Annotated in this window: 13 protein-coding genes and 1 riboswitch; of the genes, 11 read left to right on the top strand and 2 right to left on the bottom strand. The window is 58.9% G+C overall.

Annotated elements, in window-relative coordinates; all coding sequences use genetic code 11:
* The first annotated feature begins 96 nt into the window (after positions 1-96).
* From OS242_RS05995 to OS242_RS05970, 6 genes are all read left to right on the top strand, one after another.
* Positions 97-3,795, top strand: coding sequence for an S-layer homology domain-containing protein (locus OS242_RS05995; RefSeq protein WP_267150747.1), 3,699 nt, complete (start codon positions 97-99; stop codon positions 3,793-3,795).
* Positions 3,796-3,879: 84 nt separating this feature from the next.
* Positions 3,880-5,349 carry a S41 family peptidase gene (locus OS242_RS05990; protein ID WP_267150746.1) on the top strand — a complete coding sequence of 490 codons (1,470 nt, stop codon included), beginning with the start codon at positions 3,880-3,882 and terminating at the stop codon, positions 5,347-5,349.
* A gap of 101 nt (positions 5,350-5,450) precedes the next feature.
* The gene (locus tag OS242_RS05985; RefSeq protein ID WP_267150745.1) at positions 5,451-7,103 is read left to right on the top strand and encodes a CPBP family intramembrane glutamic endopeptidase; all 1,653 of its coding nucleotides are present in this window, start codon (positions 5,451-5,453) and stop codon (positions 7,101-7,103) included.
* Positions 7,104-7,215: 112 nt separating this feature from the next.
* Positions 7,216-8,508, top strand: a complete 1,293-nt coding sequence (locus tag OS242_RS05980; RefSeq protein WP_267150744.1) for a tetratricopeptide repeat protein — start codon at positions 7,216-7,218, stop codon at positions 8,506-8,508.
* Between the two features lie 350 nt (positions 8,509-8,858).
* The gene (locus tag OS242_RS05975) at positions 8,859-10,454 is read left to right on the top strand and encodes a stalk domain-containing protein (protein WP_267150743.1); all 1,596 of its coding nucleotides are present in this window, start codon (positions 8,859-8,861) and stop codon (positions 10,452-10,454) included.
* Between the two features lie 111 nt (positions 10,455-10,565).
* A riboswitch (cyclic di-GMP riboswitch) is annotated at positions 10,566-10,668 on the top strand.
* Between the two features lie 98 nt (positions 10,669-10,766).
* Entirely contained in the window at positions 10,767-12,041 is a 1,275-nt protein-coding gene (locus OS242_RS05970) for a stalk domain-containing protein (protein ID WP_267150742.1), read from the top strand.
* Between the two features lie 67 nt (positions 12,042-12,108).
* Here the strand turns inward: OS242_RS05970 and OS242_RS05965 are convergent, their stop codons facing one another.
* On the bottom strand, positions 12,109-12,270 hold the full coding sequence (locus OS242_RS05965) for an aspartyl-phosphate phosphatase Spo0E family protein (RefSeq protein ID WP_267150741.1): 162 nt from the start codon (positions 12,268-12,270) through the stop codon (positions 12,109-12,111).
* A gap of 117 nt (positions 12,271-12,387) precedes the next feature.
* Positions 12,388-13,521: a polysaccharide pyruvyl transferase CsaB gene (csaB, locus tag OS242_RS05960; RefSeq protein WP_267150740.1), complete on the bottom strand. Its 1,134-nt coding sequence runs from the start codon at positions 13,519-13,521 to the stop codon at positions 12,388-12,390.
* Between the two features lie 152 nt (positions 13,522-13,673).
* Between csaB and OS242_RS05955 the strand changes: the two genes are divergently transcribed.
* The 5 genes from OS242_RS05955 to OS242_RS05935 all read left to right on the top strand — a co-directional run bounded on the left by OS242_RS05955 (position 13,674) and on the right by OS242_RS05935 (position 17,419).
* Positions 13,674-14,747, top strand: coding sequence for an LCP family protein (locus OS242_RS05955; RefSeq protein WP_267150739.1), 1,074 nt, complete (start codon positions 13,674-13,676; stop codon positions 14,745-14,747).
* Between the two features lie 17 nt (positions 14,748-14,764).
* On the top strand, positions 14,765-15,490 hold the full coding sequence (locus OS242_RS05950; RefSeq protein WP_267150738.1) for a WecB/TagA/CpsF family glycosyltransferase: 726 nt from the start codon (positions 14,765-14,767) through the stop codon (positions 15,488-15,490).
* 96 nt (positions 15,491-15,586) lie between these two features.
* Positions 15,587-16,120: a hypothetical protein gene (locus OS242_RS05945; protein ID WP_267150737.1), complete on the top strand. Its 534-nt coding sequence runs from the start codon at positions 15,587-15,589 to the stop codon at positions 16,118-16,120.
* A 43-nt stretch (positions 16,121-16,163) separates the two neighbouring features.
* Complete coding sequence (locus tag OS242_RS05940; RefSeq protein ID WP_267150736.1) at positions 16,164-17,084, top strand: LCP family protein; 921 nt, start codon at positions 16,164-16,166, stop codon at positions 17,082-17,084.
* 92 nt (positions 17,085-17,176) lie between these two features.
* Positions 17,177-17,419, top strand: coding sequence for an alpha/beta-type small acid-soluble spore protein (locus tag OS242_RS05935; protein WP_267150735.1), 243 nt, complete (start codon positions 17,177-17,179; stop codon positions 17,417-17,419).
* The last annotated feature ends 198 nt before the right edge of the window (positions 17,420-17,617 follow it).

Raw genomic sequence — 17,617 nt, 5'->3', positions numbered from 1 at the left:
ATACCAACAAAGTCACCCCCAAAAAGGCAGGACTCCTCCTCGAACCTGTCGAATCTTGTACCAACTTGAAATATCCTGAAAGGGGAGAACCAAAGGGTGGCGTTCTTGCGACATAAGTTGCTCCATCTCATCGTCATTCTCGCCATGGTCATCACCTTGTTGCCCATCGGCGTGACGCAGGCTGCAAACGAATATTTCCGTTTCACGAACTTTTCCATCGACCCTGCGTACCCGACGCAGGTCAACCGCAACCTGGTCGACCTGGTGGGGACGTTTAACGGGGTCTCCTCCAACTCCATCGGCTATCGAGTCGAGCAGTTGGTGAACGGCGCCGTCGTCAATTCGAACGAGGGCACCGGTGTTCGTCCGACCATTGAAAACGGCTCGACGTTCAAGTTCTTCAACGTACCGCTGTTCCAAGGTCTCAACCGCATCACCGTCACAGGCACCAACTCGAGCGGCAACACCGTTCCGGGCGTGGCCTATGTCAATTTCTCCAACGTTCCGGTCATCTACGACGTCAAGCTCGTCGACGGCCGCGCGCTGGAAGCAGGGGTGCCGCTGGTCGTCGATTCGCCCAACGCGGTGCTGATGCTGAAAGCTCCGAACGCGGAGAACGTCTCCGTCAACGGCATCAACGCGTACTCCGCGGGCGCTGACAACTTCATCATCTCCGACCTGCCGCTGCAGCCGGGCCTCAACGCGCTGGCGATCGTGGCGTCGAACCGCACGATGAAGTACTCGCTCAACCGCTCGCTCGTCTACTACAACGGCTACCCGACCGCGTATGACGTCAAAGTCTACAACGGCGCGGGCAACCCGCAGAACACCCCGCTGGAAGGCAACCCGACTGTCGGTCCGAACAACGGCGGCACGGCGTTGACCGGTCAGATCCAAGGGAAACTGGTCTATTTCTATGACAACTCGCTCCCGAGCGGCTACACCCCGACGATCTCGCTGCGCCTGATCGACGAGGCCAACGCGCAAACGCCGTTCACCGCGACCGTCCAACCGGGCGTGAACGACGGGACGCACATGACGTTCGACTTTGTCTCGAACGAAACGCTCAACCTGCCGACCAACGGGAAATACCGCATCGAGGTCATCGGCAGCTACGGGACGCAGACGGCGCAATTCCCGATCTACTTCTCGTACCGCAACAGCAACACCGCCTACTTCACCGAGCTCAACCAGCTCTACAACGTAAACGTCTCCGCGACCAACGTCGTCACCTACGGGTCGAGCACGGTCTTCGCCGGCAACTCGATGCTGTTCGAGACGCCGGTCTGGCTGGAAGCGAAATTGAACAACTTCGCGGCCACCGCCGACCTCTCCACCGTGCGTCTGTTCTCGACGATCAACGGCGTGGAAGACCCGAATTTCCAAGCCACGGAGTACCTGACGTCCGACAAAAACGTCGCGTACAAGATCACCAACATGACGGCGGGTGAACAGACCCTGACGGTCGAGGTGGTCTCCGGCGGCAACACGGAACGCAAGTCGGTGAAGATCAACTACATCCCGGCTCCGTTCATCCAAATGAACAACCTCCACGACGGCAAGGTCTTCATCGACAACGAGCCGCTCGTCAACCCGGCGACGCAAAACCCGAAGATGTTCTCGCACATCGCGGGCCGCCTCGTCAACTTTAACCTCGCGCCGGGCAGCGCCGATCTGAACTCGATCAACGTGAAAATCAACGGCTACACCGTGCGACTGATCGATCACCTCTACGGCGCAATCGATGCCAACGGCAACTTTATCTTCGACCCGCCGGCTGAGATGGAACTGGTCGACGGCCCGAACGCGATCTCCTTCGAAGGGGTCGCCAACGGCATTCCGATCGCCACCTCGCTGACGGTGTACAAGTTCTCCGACCAAGTGCCGCTGATCACCTCGATCAAGCCGGTGCCGTACGATCCGCTCGTCCCGCAGATGGACGATCCGAACATCAAGTTTAAAAACGTAGGCACGCTGGACTATGTCACCAATGAAAAGGTGGCCGACGTCATCTTCACCGTCCAAAACGCGAAAAAGGTCATCGTCAACGTCGACGGCAACCAAGTCGCGCTGGCTGAAGACGACGGCTCGGGCAACCTGATCCCGAACAACGCGACGCTGCGTGTGGACTCCTACGATGCGGCTTCCCGCACGTACCACTTCCGCATCCCGAACCACCAGCTCCCGAACACGGGGCTGCGCAACATCGTGATCCAAGCGACGCTGGAGAGCGCGACCGCTTCCCAGACGCTGCAGATCACTCGTGAACTGTCGCCGTACATCATCCTCTCGCCGAAACTGCCGAACGAGCGGGTGATCAACCAAAACTTCCTCGATGTCTCGATCCTCGCAGAAGGCGCTGACCAAGTGCTGGTCGGCAAGGAATCGGCCGTCAAGGATGAGCACGACATCTTCCGCCTCCAGTTGAAAAACCTCAAGGCGGGCCTGAACAAGATCAAGTTTACTGTCGTGCGCGGCACGCAAAAGCTGAACGGCGAGATCGAAGTCAACTACGCGGCGTCCTCGACCATCGGGGCGCAGTACAAGACGACGATGCCGAAGAGCGGCACGCTGAAAGTGTTTGATTCCCAACTCGCGCTGACCTTCCCGAAAGGCACCTTGCTGCGCAAGGCCAACACCCGTCCGGGTCAAGATCAGACGACGGTCGATCTGTTTGACCGCCAAAATATCCTGTTTGGCATCGCAGACCGCACCGACGGCCGCACGCTCAAGAAATACAACCGCGTCGGCGAGATCGAAGGCGGCCTGCCGAAAGACGGCGAGATCAAAGACGTTCTGTCTGAAGACATCGCCACCAACCTGCTCCAACCGCGCGCGCACTTTGCGTTTGCATCCAACCTGTTTTGGATCGATGCAGGCTACTTCGACTCCTCCTCCCTCACGCAGTGGAAGACGGTCGACGGCCAACATCCGTACCAGCCGGGCTTCCAGTTCTACCTGCGCTCTTCCAAAGACAAATGGATGGAGCCGTCCCAGCGCGGTCAGATCACGCTGAAGTACGATCCGTACATCCGCGACGTCATCGCGAAAAAGCTGTCGATTTGGCGCTTTGTCGACAACACCTGGGTCAACCTCGGCGGCGTCGTCGACACCGGCCGCAAAGAAGTCACCGCTCCGTTCGACGGATTTGGCTACTATGCCGTCTTTGAAGACGCGTACTCCTTCGCAGACATCATCGGCCACCCGTGGGCACGCAACCAGCTGGAGCTGATGTTCTCGAAAGGGATCATGGAAGAGAAGAACAACAATGAGTTTGGCGTCTATGACAACATCACCCGCGGTGAGTTCGCGACGATGCTGGTCAAGATGCTCGACATCCCGCTCTCCTACGATCCGAAAAACCTCACCTTTAACGACGTGCCGCCGGTCATCGTCCACCCGAGCTTGAACGGTGACTACCGCTACATCGAGACGGCCGTCAAACGCGGGATCATCCGAGGCCTTGGGCCGCGCATCTTTGGCCCTGCCGCTCCGCTCTCCCGTGAGCAGGGCGCGGTCATGATCGCCCGCGCGATGAACCTCGTCAAGACGGAAGATGAGAAGAAAGACCTGGCCGCTCTGCAAAAGTCGTTTACCGACGCCGGCACGGTCGACTACTACGCACGCGCTTCTGTCGTCGCCGTCACCAAGGCGGGCATCATCCTCGGCCGCACCAACGAACTGCTGCCGGGACAAAAGAATGTCACCTTGCGCTTCGACCCGCACGCTTTCCTCACCCGTGCGGAAGCGGCTGTAATGAGCGAACGCATCCTGCGTAAAATCAAGAAGCTGTAGTTGAATCTCTTTGTAAACTAAATTGCCAATGGCAGGAAAACCCCCTTTACACTCCGAAATGAAGTGAAAAGGGGGTTTTTCTTTATGTCATGGAAAAACTGGGGTACCAGAGTCGCCTTGCTGGCGATGCTCGCGACCGCCCCGGTCACGAGCGCGATGGCGGCCGAAGAACAAAATGTCAAGACGCTGGTCGAGGTCTTTACGCAGATTGTGGACAGTCACTATTCCCAACCGGATGAAGATAAAATCTTGGCGGGCGCGATCCGCGGCATGCTGGAGACGCTGGGCGACCCGCATACGAATTATATGACGCCCAAGGAGTATACAGACTTTGTCGGCGGGATCAACCAGTCCTACGCGGGCATCGGCGTGTCGTTGCAGCACGCAGAAGACGGCTCGCTGCTGGTGAGCAACGCTCATGCGGGCTCTCCGGCGGCGGAGGCAGGCCTGCAGAAGGGCGACCGCATCGTACAGGTCGACGACCTGATCGTGACGGGGGACAACCGCGACACGGCGGTGACCCGGATGCGCGGTCCGGCCGACTCGCAGGTCACCGTGCAGGTTGTGCGCGGCGGCGAGCGGTTGACCCGCACGCTGACTCGCAAGGAGATCCACCTCCCGACCGTCGTCTCGCACAGAATGGAGAACGGCATCGGCTATATCGGCATCTACTCGTTTGGCGAGGGCACGTCGTACGAAGTGAAAAAAGAGCTGACCAAACTGGAGCAAGCGGGCGTGAAGGGCTTGATCGTCGACGTGCGCGGCAACGGCGGCGGCTATGTGGTCTCGGCGCTGGCGATCGCCGATCTGTTTCTCAGCGAAGGCATCCTCCTCTACGCGCATGATGAGAACGGTGAGAAGATGGCGCTCGAAGCGGACGCGGATGCCAGCAACCTGCCGCTGACGGTGCTCGTCGACGGCAGCAGTGCCAGCGCGTCGGAGATCCTCGCCGGGGCGTTTCAAAAGGCCGGGCGGGCGAAACTGGTCGGCGAGCAGACGTACGGCAAAGGCACGATGCAGTCGCCGTCCGAGCTGCCAAACGGCGGCTATCTGAAAGTCTCGGTCGACCGCTGGGAGTTCCGGGACGGCACCAACAACGACCAGGTCGGCCTGACCCCGGACGTGCGCCTCTCGCGGCCGGAAGCGGTCCTCAACGCGGCGGAGCAACTCCTGCTCCCGGATCGTCGCCAACTGCTGCTCTTCGACCGTCAAACGGGAGCGGCGATGGTCAACGGGTACGAGTTGACGGACGCTCCGGCGCTGGTGAGAGAGAACGGTCGCTTGTATCTGCCGCTGCGCTACACGATGGAGTCGCTGGGTGCGCAAGTGAACTGGCTGTCGGGGACGGGCGAGGTCGCCTTTGAGCTCGACGGCCGTTCTGTGCGCCTGCACGCCGGTTCGGGCAGCCTCAGCGTTGACGGCCGTCCGGTCACGGCCGAGCAGCCGGTCCTCTCGGTCGACGGTTCGACCTATCTGTCGGCCGACGCGGTGCAGGCGATCACCGGACTGCCGGTGCTCGTGACAGACAAGCATGTGAGCGTGGAGTCGAACTGAGCGGTGACGTTCGATGCATGGAATGTGTGAATGGGGTCAAGTCCCTTGGTGTAAAATGGAAATGAGGCTGAGCCGCTCCGCATTTCAGGAGGTGCTTGCACATGGGTAAACGGCGAACGGACCGTTGGATCGCGGTGCTCGGCTTGCTCGGTTTGATCCTCTTTATCTTCTTTTCCATGGGTGACGAACTGACGGGCGGGAACGACAGGATCTCCCGCGAAGAAGCGGTCGCCAAGGCGGAGGCCCTGTATGCCGCGCAAGGGTTCACGCGCGACGGGATGAAAGTGACGGCGACGCTGGACGGCGATGCGGACACGGACGGCTATCTCGGCCGCCATGATCTGCGAGACGCTTTTTATCAAGTGATGCCAAGGACTGCACCGCTGGTCTATTGGTCGGTGACCTTTTCCAGCCGGGACATCAGCTATGCCAGCGTGTCGGTTCGGCTGGATGCACAGACGGGGGATGTGGTCGCTTTTGCTTCGCACGGCATGGTGCGGACGGTGCAGACGGAAGAAGCGTCTGCACAGGAGATCGCAACGCGCGGCTTGATGCAAATGGGGATCGACCCGTCCGCGCTGGAGCGGCGTATGGAACTCGAAGTGCCGGGCGCGTCTGCCGAACTGTTTCGCGATCAGAGATCCGTTCTGGATGAACATACCCGGCGCTTTGTCTACGAACAAAAAGCCTGGCACGTCGGCGAGTTGAAACTGCGCTACGTGATCGACGTGGCCAACGACCGCGTGACCGCCCTGCGGTACAGCTACTCGGTGCCGAGCGACTTTTTCACCTGGCATGCCGAGCAGCAAAAGATCGGCACGATCCTGACGATGATCTCGCTGGGGCTTTCGTTTGTGATCTTTGCGTGTGCCTTTGTCTATGCGTTTCTTCTAAAAGGGGAGCGGCCGTGGTGGTCGACATTTTGGCTGACCTTGACGGTGCTCATCCTGTTTTTCTTCGCCAATCTCAATCAACTGCCGGTCTTTGAGCAGTCGGTCCTTGAAGGGGGCGGCGGCGGACTGGAGCTGTTGCTCGTCGGCGCGTTTGCGATTGTCGGCGTGGCGGTCCTCTCCGTGATCGTGGCGGCGGCGACCTATCCGACGATCCTCTCGGGCGGGATGCTGGTGCGCGAGGTCGATCCGCGGCTGTGGATTCCCCGTCGGGACCCGGAATGGTCGGCGTCCGTCAGGCAGGCGGTGTGGTACGGCTACGGGCTGGCTTTGGCGTGGCTCGGGTTTCAGTCGGTGTTTTACTGGCTTGCACAGACGTACTTTGGCGTCTGGTATGAAAACGACTTCACGATGTCGCCGGTCAACATGCTGTTTCCGCTGTTGTTCCCGCTGCTCGGCTGGTTGGCGGGCATTCAGGAAGAGGCGTTTTACCGCCTGTTCGGTGTGACGTTCCTCAAACGGTATGTGAAAAGCTCGTTCGTCGCGGTGCTGCTGCCGGCGATGGTCTGGGCACTCGGGCACAGCCTGTATCCCATCTATCCGATCTACACGCGTTTTATCGAGTTGACGATCTTTGGTGTGATCATCGGGTTTTGCTATCTGCGGTTCGGATTTGTGACGGTGGTGTTTGCGCACGTGATCTTCGACGTGATTCAGATGAGCCTGCCGCTGTTGTTCGGCAAAGACGGCATGGAGATGGCGAGCGGCGGATTTTTCCTTGTTCTGCCGATTTTTGTCGGGTATGGCATCTCGTACCTCCTCTCCAAGAGGGCAACATTTTTAGAAAATCGGGGTGCTTCGTAAAGTTTGTTTGCCTTTCGAAAATGTGGAGAGAATGTGTATTATATGCTTTCAATTATCGTAAGCTTGGGATAAGATTATCGTTAAGAATGCTATAGTGTGGGAGGCAGGACTCATGAGTACTAAATCGCTCGGGCAAAAGATCCGCGAGTGGCGCATCAAAAAAGGCATCACCCAAACCGAGCTTGCCGAAGGTTTGGTCACGCCCTCGATGATCAGCCAGATCGAATCGGATAAAGCAAACCCGTCTTTTAAATTGCTGGAAGGCATCTCCCGCAAACTTGAGGTGCCGATTGACGAATTTTTGATGGATATGCAGGCGACGCTTGAGCAAGACACCCGCCAAAAATTGGCCAAGTCGCTCAAGAACGCAAAAGAATACAAAAAAGCGATCCAAGTCTATGAAGGCCTGGTCGCGGAAGAAGCGGGCAACGTCGAAGAGATCCAACTCGATCTCGCCGAGACGTACATCCACGCGAAAGAATTTGACAGCGCGACGAAGTTGCTCGAATCGATGCTGGACAAAGTCGCGCTCGACCGCGACCGCACGCAGGCGGTCACCCTGCTGCGCTGGCTCGGCCGCGCCAAGATCGAGCAACACGACTACGTGATGGCAAAGCACTACCTGTCCCAGGCGATGAAGGAGCTCAACAAGAGCGAGCACGGGATCTCGCCGGAACTGCAAGGCGTCCTGTACCAGTACTACGCGGTCGCGCTGACCAACCTCGGCGAAGTGGCGGAAGCGCTGGAGCACTACAAAAAGGCGATCAAGGCCTCCCAAGGCACGCCGAATCTGCTCCTGATCGGCCAAGCATACATGGGCCTGGCCAACACGCACTATCGCCTCGGCGATTACAAAGAAGCGGCGGAAACGACCCGCACGGCGATCACGATGTTCCGCAGCGTCAACAACAAAGTCCACGAAGTGACGGCCAAAATGAACTACGGCATTTTCCAATACGAGATGGGCAACTTTGACGAAGCGATCTCGCAACTGCAAGAATGCGCAGACGAATTTAAAGAAGTCGGCAAACCGGAACTTGTTGCCAACGCGTTTGGTGAACTGGGTGTCGTCCACCTGCGGATGAAAAACTTCCAGGAGGCGGAGAAATGGTGCTTCCGCGCACTGGAACTGCTGCCGGCCGAACACCACGAACGGGCGCATGTCTACCGCACGATGGCCCAGATGTATCAAGAACTTGAAAACTCTGACAGAGCTCTGGAATATATATTAAGCTCCGTGTCCATCTTTGAAAAATTCGGCTTGCTTTCGGAGGCCTCTAAGTGTTATGCTCAGATTGTTAGCATATATCAATCGCGACATGAATTAGATAAAGCGAGTGAATATATGCAAAAAATGACTTCCACGATGCAGGAAGGACTAAGGGCGAGGGGGCTTTATCTGTGAAAAAAGTAGTTATGTCTCTGTTGGCTGTAGTAGCACTGTTTGCGGCGGTAACCACCGTTTCCGTTCAGGCTGCGGCTCCGATTGTGCAAGAGTCCGTTGTGGACCCGCTTCCGTAGATCGACAGAATATAAAGAGAGAAAGAAACCACAATACTCTTTCGCAGATGTTTTCGCATATTTCTTACTGCACTAGTTCAATATGAGTAGATTGAGAACGCCGGACGACCTTTCGACTGGCGGTCTTTTTTACACATACATGGAAATATATACCTGAGTTGGTTGTTTTCACCTCTTGCGAGTCTTTCCTTCAAAAAGGTAGGATGAGAGAAACAAGAGGTGAGGTGGGACGGAATGAGAGGTTTCAAGCGGATCGTCGGTCGCGCGTTGACCGTCGCGTTGGTCGCGTCGATGATCGTGTCGGCACAGAGCGAGAGCGCATGGGCAGGGACGCCGCAACGTCCGGACATCTACGTGGACGGGCAGCGTCTCTTTTTTGACGTGCAGCCGCAGCTCGTGCAGGATCGCACCTTGGCGCCGGTGCGGATGATCCTCGAAGGGCTTGGAGCCGAGGTGACATGGGAGGCGGCGACGCGCACGGCGGTGGCGAAAAAGGACGGCGTGACGCTGCGGATGCCGATCGGCGAGCGTCGCGTCACCAAAAACGGCCAACCGGTGATGCTCGACGTCCCGGCAAAATTGATCGAAAATCGGACGATGGTGCCGGTGCGATTTATCGCCGAAGCGTTTGGCGACCGCGTGACGTGGGGCGGCGGACAGGGGCGCGTCGACATTCAGAGCGGACAGGCTTCCAAGATGCGCATCGTCGGTGCGGACAGCGCGGTCAAGGACGGGTCATCGGTCGCGGTGTGGCAACTATTGCAGCAAAAGTCGGTGATCTCCCGGTTGGAGACAAGCCTTGGGTTGACGTTTCAAGAGCCGGTGTGGCTGTTTTTGGCGGGAAATGACGCCGGGTATCAGGCGGCCTTGAAAAACTACGCGGAAGACCCGGATGCGGCCGATACGGCTCAACATGCGGACGGGCTGGCAGTCGGCTCGAAGATCGTCTTGCCGTTGCACCGTCATCTCTCGGTGGAAGATCAGGTGATGACGGTCGCGCACGAGTTGACGCACGTGCTGCTCAACCAAAACGGCGGCGATGAGATCCCGAGCTGGATCCATGAGGGTGTGGCGTGGGACGCCGGTCTGGATGTGCGCTACGCAGGTCAGCCTGCCCTTCTGCGCGAGAGCATCGAAGGCGTCATGCGTCAGGACGTGCTGAAGGCGCTCCAAAATCGCACCTATCTCGATCTGATCGACTCTTCGGCCTCGAAACTGCGGGCGCTGGGCACCGCGACGTACAACGTCGAGTCGCAGGATTATCTGGCGGTTCGGGAACTGGTCGAACGCTCCGGTGAGGATGCTTTGCGCCGGTATCTGCGTCAATTTGGCGCAGGGGCTGCGACGCCGTTTCAGGGTGCGTTCGGGATGACGTCGCTCGATTTTAAGGGGCAGTTTCGCCAAGGGCTGGAGGCGGAGTTGGCCCGGGTGTCGCGGGGGACGGAGATCACGTTGCGCGTGTCGGGCGCCTTTCAAGGACGTTTTTCGGTGCTGCCGGCGGGCAGCTCGACGTGGCAGACCTTTACGTTGCCGGCGGGCGACCACACGGTGCGCGTCTATCGAGACGGCCGGGTGGAAGGTGTGCAGTTGACGGGTCAGTTGACCGAGACTCAGCCGGACCCGGAGACGATCTATCTGTTCCTCGAACCGAACGCGCCGATGACCGAAGCCGGTCAGCTGGCGGACGGCGGCGGGCTGGCAATCGCCGATGTGTTCGGATCGTCCTCCTATCAGAACGCGTGGCTGTTCACCACGGACGGCAAGACCTTGTACCCGGATACGCACCGATTATTCGGTGTGGAACTGGTGCGCATACAAACAATTTTGTGAACATATGACCCCGCTTCTACAGGAAGTGGGGTTTTTTGACAGTATTTCGGGACTTGAGACCCTTGTACAAAGACACATATTTTAGTAAATTCGGCTTATAAAAGAAAATTCTCCCGATAAAGGCAAACCTGACCGAAAGGCAGGGACGCAAAGCCACGGGTCTACCGCAGTGCTGTTCAGTTGGACAGGCTGCCAGGACAGCCGGGTCGCCGAAGTCGCAATTTTCGACACAGTTATCGGCAGAGGCTTATTCCGTGGGAGAAAGTCTCTTTTTTATGCACTTATTTTTCTAACTACGAGGAGGAACCAATCATGACGGGTAAGCGTAAATTTCTGTCGCTGCTGATGGCAGTGGCACTGGTCACCGCACCGACAGCTGCGATGGCAGAAGGCACGACCACTCCGGACACCACCACCCAACCGGGCGACACCACCACCGAGCCGGGCGACGGCACCACGGAACCGGGCGACGGCACTGTCGAGCCGGGCGACGGCACCACCCCGCCGGCAGAAGAGCTGATCTGCCCGCCGAAGGAAGACGGTGACGACGAAGACGAGGACGAAGAAGACGGTGAGGATGAAGGCGAAGACGACACCACCGAACCGGGTGACGGGACCACCGAGCCGGGCGACGGCACCACCGAACCGGGTGACGGCACCACCGAGCCGGGCGACGGCACCACCGAACCGGGTGACGGCACCACCGAACCGGGCGACGGCACCACCGAACCGGGCGACGGCACCACCACCGAGCCGGGCACTTCCACGCTGAAGGCTTCCAAAGGTCATGGTCATGGCAAAGGCAAGGACAGCAAGGACAGCAAGGGCCACGGCAAAGGCGATGTGAAAAAGGGCAAGCCGTCCAAAAGCGACTGCTGGATCGACAAGGGCAAGCACAAAGGCTGGTCCAACAAGATCATGAACATGCTCAAGCACCTGGAAGAGCTGCAAGATGAAATGGAAGATCTGCAAGCTCAACTGGACCGTCTGATGTACTGGGCGAAGACTCAAGGCTCCGCTTCTGACGTAGAAGCGCTCAACGCGATCCTCGAAGCTCTCGGCGCGAAAGACGAAGTGGGCGAAGCAACCCCGGAAGATCTGATCGTTCTCGCTGAGACCCAAGACCGTCTGAACAACACCGACGGTGCTGTGGCGACGCTGGAAAAAGCACTCGTTGCAGATTACACCAACGACAAAGTCTACGCAGAACTGAGCAAGAAGCTCGCGAAAAAAGGCGACAAGAGCATCAAAGTCTACGTCAAAGGCACCAAGCCGGCGTTTGACGTGAAGCCGACCATCGTCAACAACCGCACCGTCGTGCCGGTTCGCGCGATTGCAGAGTCCCTGAAAGTGGACGTGCAGTTCGATGCAGCGACCGGTCAGATCACCCTGACCGACGCAGCAGGCAAAGTGGTCACGCTGACCCTCGGCAACACCACCGCGACCGTTGACGGTCAACCGATCACCCTCGACGTGCCGGCTCAGATCATCGGCAACCGCACTGTCGTGCCGCTGCGTGCGCTGGGCGAGCTGTTCGGCCTGAACGTAGGTTGGGACGCGACCTCTTCGATGGCGACCCTGAAGTAACATCAACCAACAGAAAAACCTCCGGCCCTGTGGTCGGAGGTTTTTTTATATAAGACAAACGGGGTGTTTACGATTGGTGAGACAGTGCGTCCTGGTACTTCACAATAGAGCGGTCTAGCTGCTGACTGACCTGAAGGACGATCGGATGGAGAAAATTGCCTTGGTGTTCGCACACGACCTCAGACAGACGCTGGCGAAATATTTCGATTTCTTCCAAGTAGGCTTCCATAGGATCTCGCCCCTTTCCACATGAAGTATTCTTCTCCATTTTAGTCTTTTTCAGACGTGTTAACAAGTACAAATCTGAATTTAATACAAAAAAACCAGTCCGAGACCTGTGAAATGATCACAAAGTCCCAGACTGGCGATTGGCGTTCAGGATGCGGATGGCGAGTTCGCCGCTCTTTTCCGCCTCTTGACGCAGTTCTTCGACGTGCGGATGCATCATGGTGCGGTATTGGTCGAGATGGTCGATGCAGTCGGTGATGCGTTCGCGCAGCCCTTCGTAGGTGACGGTGTTGACCGCGTCGATCTGCCCTTCATAGCCCACTCGATGCACGAAGCGGTCGATTTTGGGGTCGTAGGACAGGGACACGAACGGCACGTCTGAGTGCGCGGCGAGGATCAGCGAATGCAAGCGCATGCCGACGATCAGATCGGTGTTGGCGATGATGTTGGCGATGTCGCGGAACGAGAACTGGCGGTTGAGCAGCACGGCGCGCTCCTTCATGTGGGAGAGCACCTTCTGCGAAGCGCCGACGTCGCCCGGATACTGCATCGGGATGAACACGACCCGCCAGCCGTCGCGTACCAGGTCGTCGGCGTTTTGGGCCAATACTTTGTGGAACGGGTGGTTCGTCGCCCAGTTGCGGATGGCGATGCCGGCGACCTTTTGCTCGCCGCCCATGAAGCGGCTCTTGACGCCAAACTCCAGCAGCAGTTTACCGCCTGCGTCCTTGGAGAACAGCTCCGGGTCGATGGCGAAGGCCGGGTCGGCGGTGACGATGATGTCCGGCTGTTTCACGCCAAAGGAGATCAGGTCCTCGCGCGACTTGTCATCGCGGACGGTGATCAGCGAGACGTGGTTGCCGACTTTGCGGATCAAGTTCTCGCTGAGCGGCTTGTTGATCGGGCCGATGCCTTGTCCATAAAAGACGATTGGCTTTTTCAACACTTGGGCCAATCGGGCGATCCCAAGGTAGTAGAGGATGCTGCGGCCGCCGGTGACGTCCTGCAGCAGAGAGCCGCCGCCCATCACGAGCATGTCGCAGCGCATCAACTCCCGGAAGATCACGCCGAAGTTCCAACGGTTCACCGCTTGGATGCCGAACAGAGCCTCTGTCCGGTCCGGCTGGTTGGAGAGCACGACCAATTCGGCGTCCGGTTCGCGTTTGCGAATCGAGGACATGATGCCGTAGAGGACGGTGTCGTCTCCGAGATTATCAAATCCGTAATATCCTGAGATCAGTATGCGCGGCATAGCTGTCTGTCACTTCCCTGATTGTAAAAATTCAGGACTAGTATATCAGGTAGACCTACAGATGGAAAGCAAAACCTCGAAAGCTGTTGGATGATCGACCTCTGAGCGATCCATACTAGTGGAGGAGACCTTAGCAAAGGGGCGACTACTAGATGACCCGGAAAAGACCGTGGAAGCGTGTGTTTCAGGCCGCCGCGGCCCTCCTTAGTCTGGCTCTGCTCGTAGCTCTGGCAGGACTCTACCAGTTTTACCGAGCGGCCGATCAAATATACGAGGCCAAGCCGCCCGCGCTCGGGCAGGCGGCGGAGCAGAAGACAGATCAGACTGCTCCAAGGCCCGTTGTTCGCCCTCGTCCGCGAGCGGCGGGAGAGGAGCCGGAGGTGCTGGTCGAGCCGATCCAAGCACGGGAGCCGGCAAAGGCCGAGGAGCCGCCCAAGTCCAAGTTCTCTCTCCTGAGCGCGTCCAAAGAAAAAGGGGCGGAGACGTTTTTGTTGCTCGGGGTCGATTCGCGGGAGGGGGAGCGAGCCCGCTCGGACACGATCTTGCTCGCCGTCGTGCCGAGATCGGGCGGTGACATCCACCTGCTCTCGATCCCGCGCGACACGTATGCCTTGGTGCCCGGACACGGATACACCAAGATCAACCATGCGATGACCTACGGAGGGGCTCCGCTGATCAAAAAGTCGGTGGAGCAGTTGTTGTCGGTGCCAATCGATCATACGGTCACGGTGGATTTTCAAGGATTCCGCCGCATCGTCGACGATCTGGGCGGACTGCCTTTGACGGTGGAGAAGGAGATGCACTACGACGACCCGTCAGACGGAACGTCGATCCACCTGCACAAAGGGCAGTCGCTGGCGACCGGCAAACAGGCGCTCGACTATGCCCGATTTCGCGCCGATCCGGAGGCGGACACCGGGCGGATGCGAAGACAGAAGCAAGTGATTCGTGCTATCATTCAAAAGGGCGGGGAACCGGAGAGTTGGTCGCGTATCTTCCGGTTGGCCGACATTCTCGGCGGCCATGTGAAGACCGACCTGCCGCCGCGCGACTGGGTGCGATTGGCGATGGCCTACCGCAACACGGCGGCGGACCGGGTGAAGACGCTGGAACTGTCCGGCGAGAACCGCATCTCGCGGCAGGACCGCCTCTGGTACTTTTTTGTCAACGAGGGAGAGCGCGCCCGCATGGCGCAGGAGTTGCGCCGGTTGAAAAGCAACGCATAGAGGAGAGTCCGCACACGATGGTCAAGATCTTGGGAGTGCCTTTTTCGACGCTGACATTTGAGGAGACGCTGCGCCGGCTGACAGACGCTCTGCGCGGCGACTCTCCTTTGCATATCATCACGGCCAATCCGGAGATCATCATGATGGCGCAGAAAGACCCGCGCATTATGGAGTTGCTCTTGGAGGCCGACCTTGTGACCCCGGACGGCATCGGTGCTGTCTGGGCGTCGCAGTATTACGGGGAAAAACTGGAGGACCGCGTCACGGGCATCGAACTGTCGACCGCGCTGATTGAAGCGGCGGCGGAGCGGGGCCTTGGCGTGTTTCTGCTCGGCACCAAGCCGGAGACCAACCGCAAGGCGGTGGAACATCTGCAAGCCCGCTATCCGGGTCTGCGCATCGGCGGCCGTGACGGCTATTTCAAAGCGCATGAGGAAGCGGACGTCGTCGCTCAGGTCAAGGACTTTGGTCCCGCTCTCCTGTTGGTCGGCCTTGGCATGCCGCGGCAGGAGTTGTTTATCAAAAAGCACAAGGAAGAGACGGGCGCACAGGTGATGATCGGCATCGGCGGATGCATCGACATCTGGGCGGGCGAGGTCAAGCGCGCGCCGAAGCTGTGGCAAGATCTGCGTCTGGAGTGGGCGTACCGCCTGCTCTCGCAGCCGAGCCGCTGGAAGCGCCAGTTGGTGCTGCCTCAGTTCGTCCTGACGGTGCTGACCGATAAAAATAGGAAAAAGGTCTGAGACAGAAAACGCGCTTTATCGCAGGAAAATCATGTCTGATTGTCGAAGTGAGTCGCCTGAAAAGACTGAAATGTTCAGGCAGGAGGAACTCACCACATGAAGAAACGCATCGCCTTTTTTGGCACGATGATGTTGACGCTTGCGATCGGGGTGGCGATCGGTCAGGTCGGCAAGGCGGACACCGTCCCGGTGCCGGGCTCGGCAGACGACCCGGTCGTGACGAAGAGCTACGTCGATCAGAAGATCGCGGCTCTGGGGGGCACGGCCCCGGCTCCTACGACGCCGACCCCGACGCCCACGCCGACCACTCCGCCGCCTTCGACCGGCGGCAGCACGACGCCGGTGCTCGGCATCGACACGTTCAAGGTCGTCGAGTTGGAAGAGGGTCAGGTGATCAACGGCGGCGAAGGCACCGAGTTTATCGTGCGCGCCGGCAGCGCGGCTGCGGTGATCGGAGCGGGTGCAAAAGGCGGGCTGACCGATATCTCGAGCGGCGAAAACCTCGCGCACGGCGACGAGGCGGAGCAAAACCATATGATCCTCGTTCCGCGCAATGACGGCCGCGGTCTGAAAGCGACCTCGGACGGCACGACCTTTATCATGGTGCGCGGCAACTACTCGATCCAGTAACATGGCCTACAACGGAAACCAAGGGCGAGGAGGGCGACCGGCGATGGTCGCCCCCGTCAAAGCTCCGAAACTAAAAAAGCCCCGCCGCAAAGTGCGCTGGGGCCGTCTCCTGCTGGTGATGATCGTCTTTTCGGCGGTGCTCTCGCTGACGGGGCTGGCCGCGTACGGGTGGTATCTGGAACGCAAGATGGTCGAACCGGCCGCAGCCGCGCAAACCCCGTTGGCGAAAGAAGCGCCGGTCTACATCCTCATCGCCGGTCTCGACCGCGACCCGGGCGCTGCCGAACCGACCCGTCGGCAAGTGATGAACACCGATGTGCTGATCCTGGCCCGGGTCGATCAGGCGGAGCGGCGGGCGACGTTGCTTTCGATCCCTCGCGACACGCGGGTCGAACTGCCGACCGGGATGACCAAGATCAACGCCGCCTACGCCACCGGCGGCATGGACCGCTTGAAAAAGACGGTCGGCGATCTGACCGGGCTGCCGGTCGACCGCTATGTGATGCTCGACTTTCCGGCCTTCATCAAGGCGGTCAACGCGATCGGCGGCATCGAGTTTGCTCTCGACAAGCCGATCGCCAGCCCGGAAGGCACCGTCTCGCTCTCTCCCGGCCCGCAGACGCTCAGCGGCGAGGAAGCGCTGGCGGTCGTGCGCGACCGTCAGGAGGCGCAAGGGGACATCGCCCGCATCGAACGCCAGCAGAAGCTCCTGGAGGCCCTGCTGACGACGCTGCGAACGACAGACGTGGTCGACTGGATGAAAGGCATGCGGGCGATGAGCGGCTCGCTGCGCACCGATATGTCGATCTCGGAGATGGGCACGCTCGCCACCGCGCTGCAAGGGGAGGCGGCCGTCTTCACGACGCAGACGGTGCCCGGCACGTTTTTAAACTTGTATGACGTCTCGTATTGGAAAGTCGACGAGGAGAAACTGCAAGAGCTGGTACAGACTATGAAAAAGTGACAAAGATTACGCGGGGTAGCAGACTGCGCGATGCGCACACTAGACGTACCGGACAGGAGCAAACGTCCGAAACGAACTGGAGGTGTGACATCATGGCATTGGGAGCTGGCAGACGGAACAAAGGTCAACTGATCCCGGAGGCACACAAGGCGCTCGACGACATGAAGTACGAGATCGCAACGGAGATGGGTCTTCCCGTCTATCAGGGCAGCGAGGACTACTGGGGTCACATCACCACCCGTGACGCGGGTGCGGTCGGCGGGCATATGGTCCGCAAGTTGGTCGCCTTCTCGCAAGCGACGCTGGCCGGTCAAACGCCCGGCGGGTCCAAGTAACCGCACAACTTCATCGTTTGCTGTCTAAACCGTGCAAAAGCTCCGGGTGCCACCGGGGCTTTTGCCATTCCGGTGCATAGAATGCCCGATTGGGAGCGATATCTTACATAAGATTGCGAGTATCAAGCAGAACTCATTGACACATGCTAGTGGAATGAAGTAACATATCCTTGATTTGTGTATAACAGTCTCCTAGAC

Source organism: Tumebacillus lacus (assembly GCF_026410385.1).
Classification (GTDB): Bacteria; Bacillota; Bacilli; order Tumebacillales; family Tumebacillaceae; genus Tumebacillus; species Tumebacillus lacus.
This window is presented reverse-complemented; position numbering and strand designations above follow the sequence as displayed.

What these genes read in the sequence shown, in the direction of transcription:
- OS242_RS05955 (WP_267150739.1), top strand. Translation starts at nt 13,674, where the DNA reads ATGACCCGGAAAAGACCGTGGAAGCGTGTGTTTCAGGCCGCCGCGGCC.
- OS242_RS05975 (WP_267150743.1), top strand. Translation starts at nt 8,859, where the DNA reads ATGAGAGGTTTCAAGCGGATCGTCGGTCGCGCGTTGACCGTCGCGTTG.
- OS242_RS05985 (WP_267150745.1), top strand. Translation starts at nt 5,451, where the DNA reads ATGGGTAAACGGCGAACGGACCGTTGGATCGCGGTGCTCGGCTTGCTC.
- csaB (WP_267150740.1), bottom strand. Translation starts at nt 13,521, where the DNA reads ATGCCGCGCATACTGATCTCAGGATATTACGGATTTGATAATCTCGGA.
- OS242_RS05990 (WP_267150746.1), top strand. Translation starts at nt 3,880, where the DNA reads ATGTCATGGAAAAACTGGGGTACCAGAGTCGCCTTGCTGGCGATGCTC.
- OS242_RS05950 (WP_267150738.1), top strand. Translation starts at nt 14,765, where the DNA reads ATGGTCAAGATCTTGGGAGTGCCTTTTTCGACGCTGACATTTGAGGAG.
- OS242_RS05935 (WP_267150735.1), top strand. Translation starts at nt 17,177, where the DNA reads ATGGCATTGGGAGCTGGCAGACGGAACAAAGGTCAACTGATCCCGGAG.
- OS242_RS05965 (WP_267150741.1), bottom strand. Translation starts at nt 12,270, where the DNA reads ATGGAAGCCTACTTGGAAGAAATCGAAATATTTCGCCAGCGTCTGTCT.
- OS242_RS05940 (WP_267150736.1), top strand. Translation starts at nt 16,164, where the DNA reads ATGGTCGCCCCCGTCAAAGCTCCGAAACTAAAAAAGCCCCGCCGCAAA.
- OS242_RS05970 (WP_267150742.1), top strand. Translation starts at nt 10,767, where the DNA reads ATGACGGGTAAGCGTAAATTTCTGTCGCTGCTGATGGCAGTGGCACTG.
- OS242_RS05980 (WP_267150744.1), top strand. Translation starts at nt 7,216, where the DNA reads ATGAGTACTAAATCGCTCGGGCAAAAGATCCGCGAGTGGCGCATCAAA.
- OS242_RS05945 (WP_267150737.1), top strand. Translation starts at nt 15,587, where the DNA reads ATGAAGAAACGCATCGCCTTTTTTGGCACGATGATGTTGACGCTTGCG.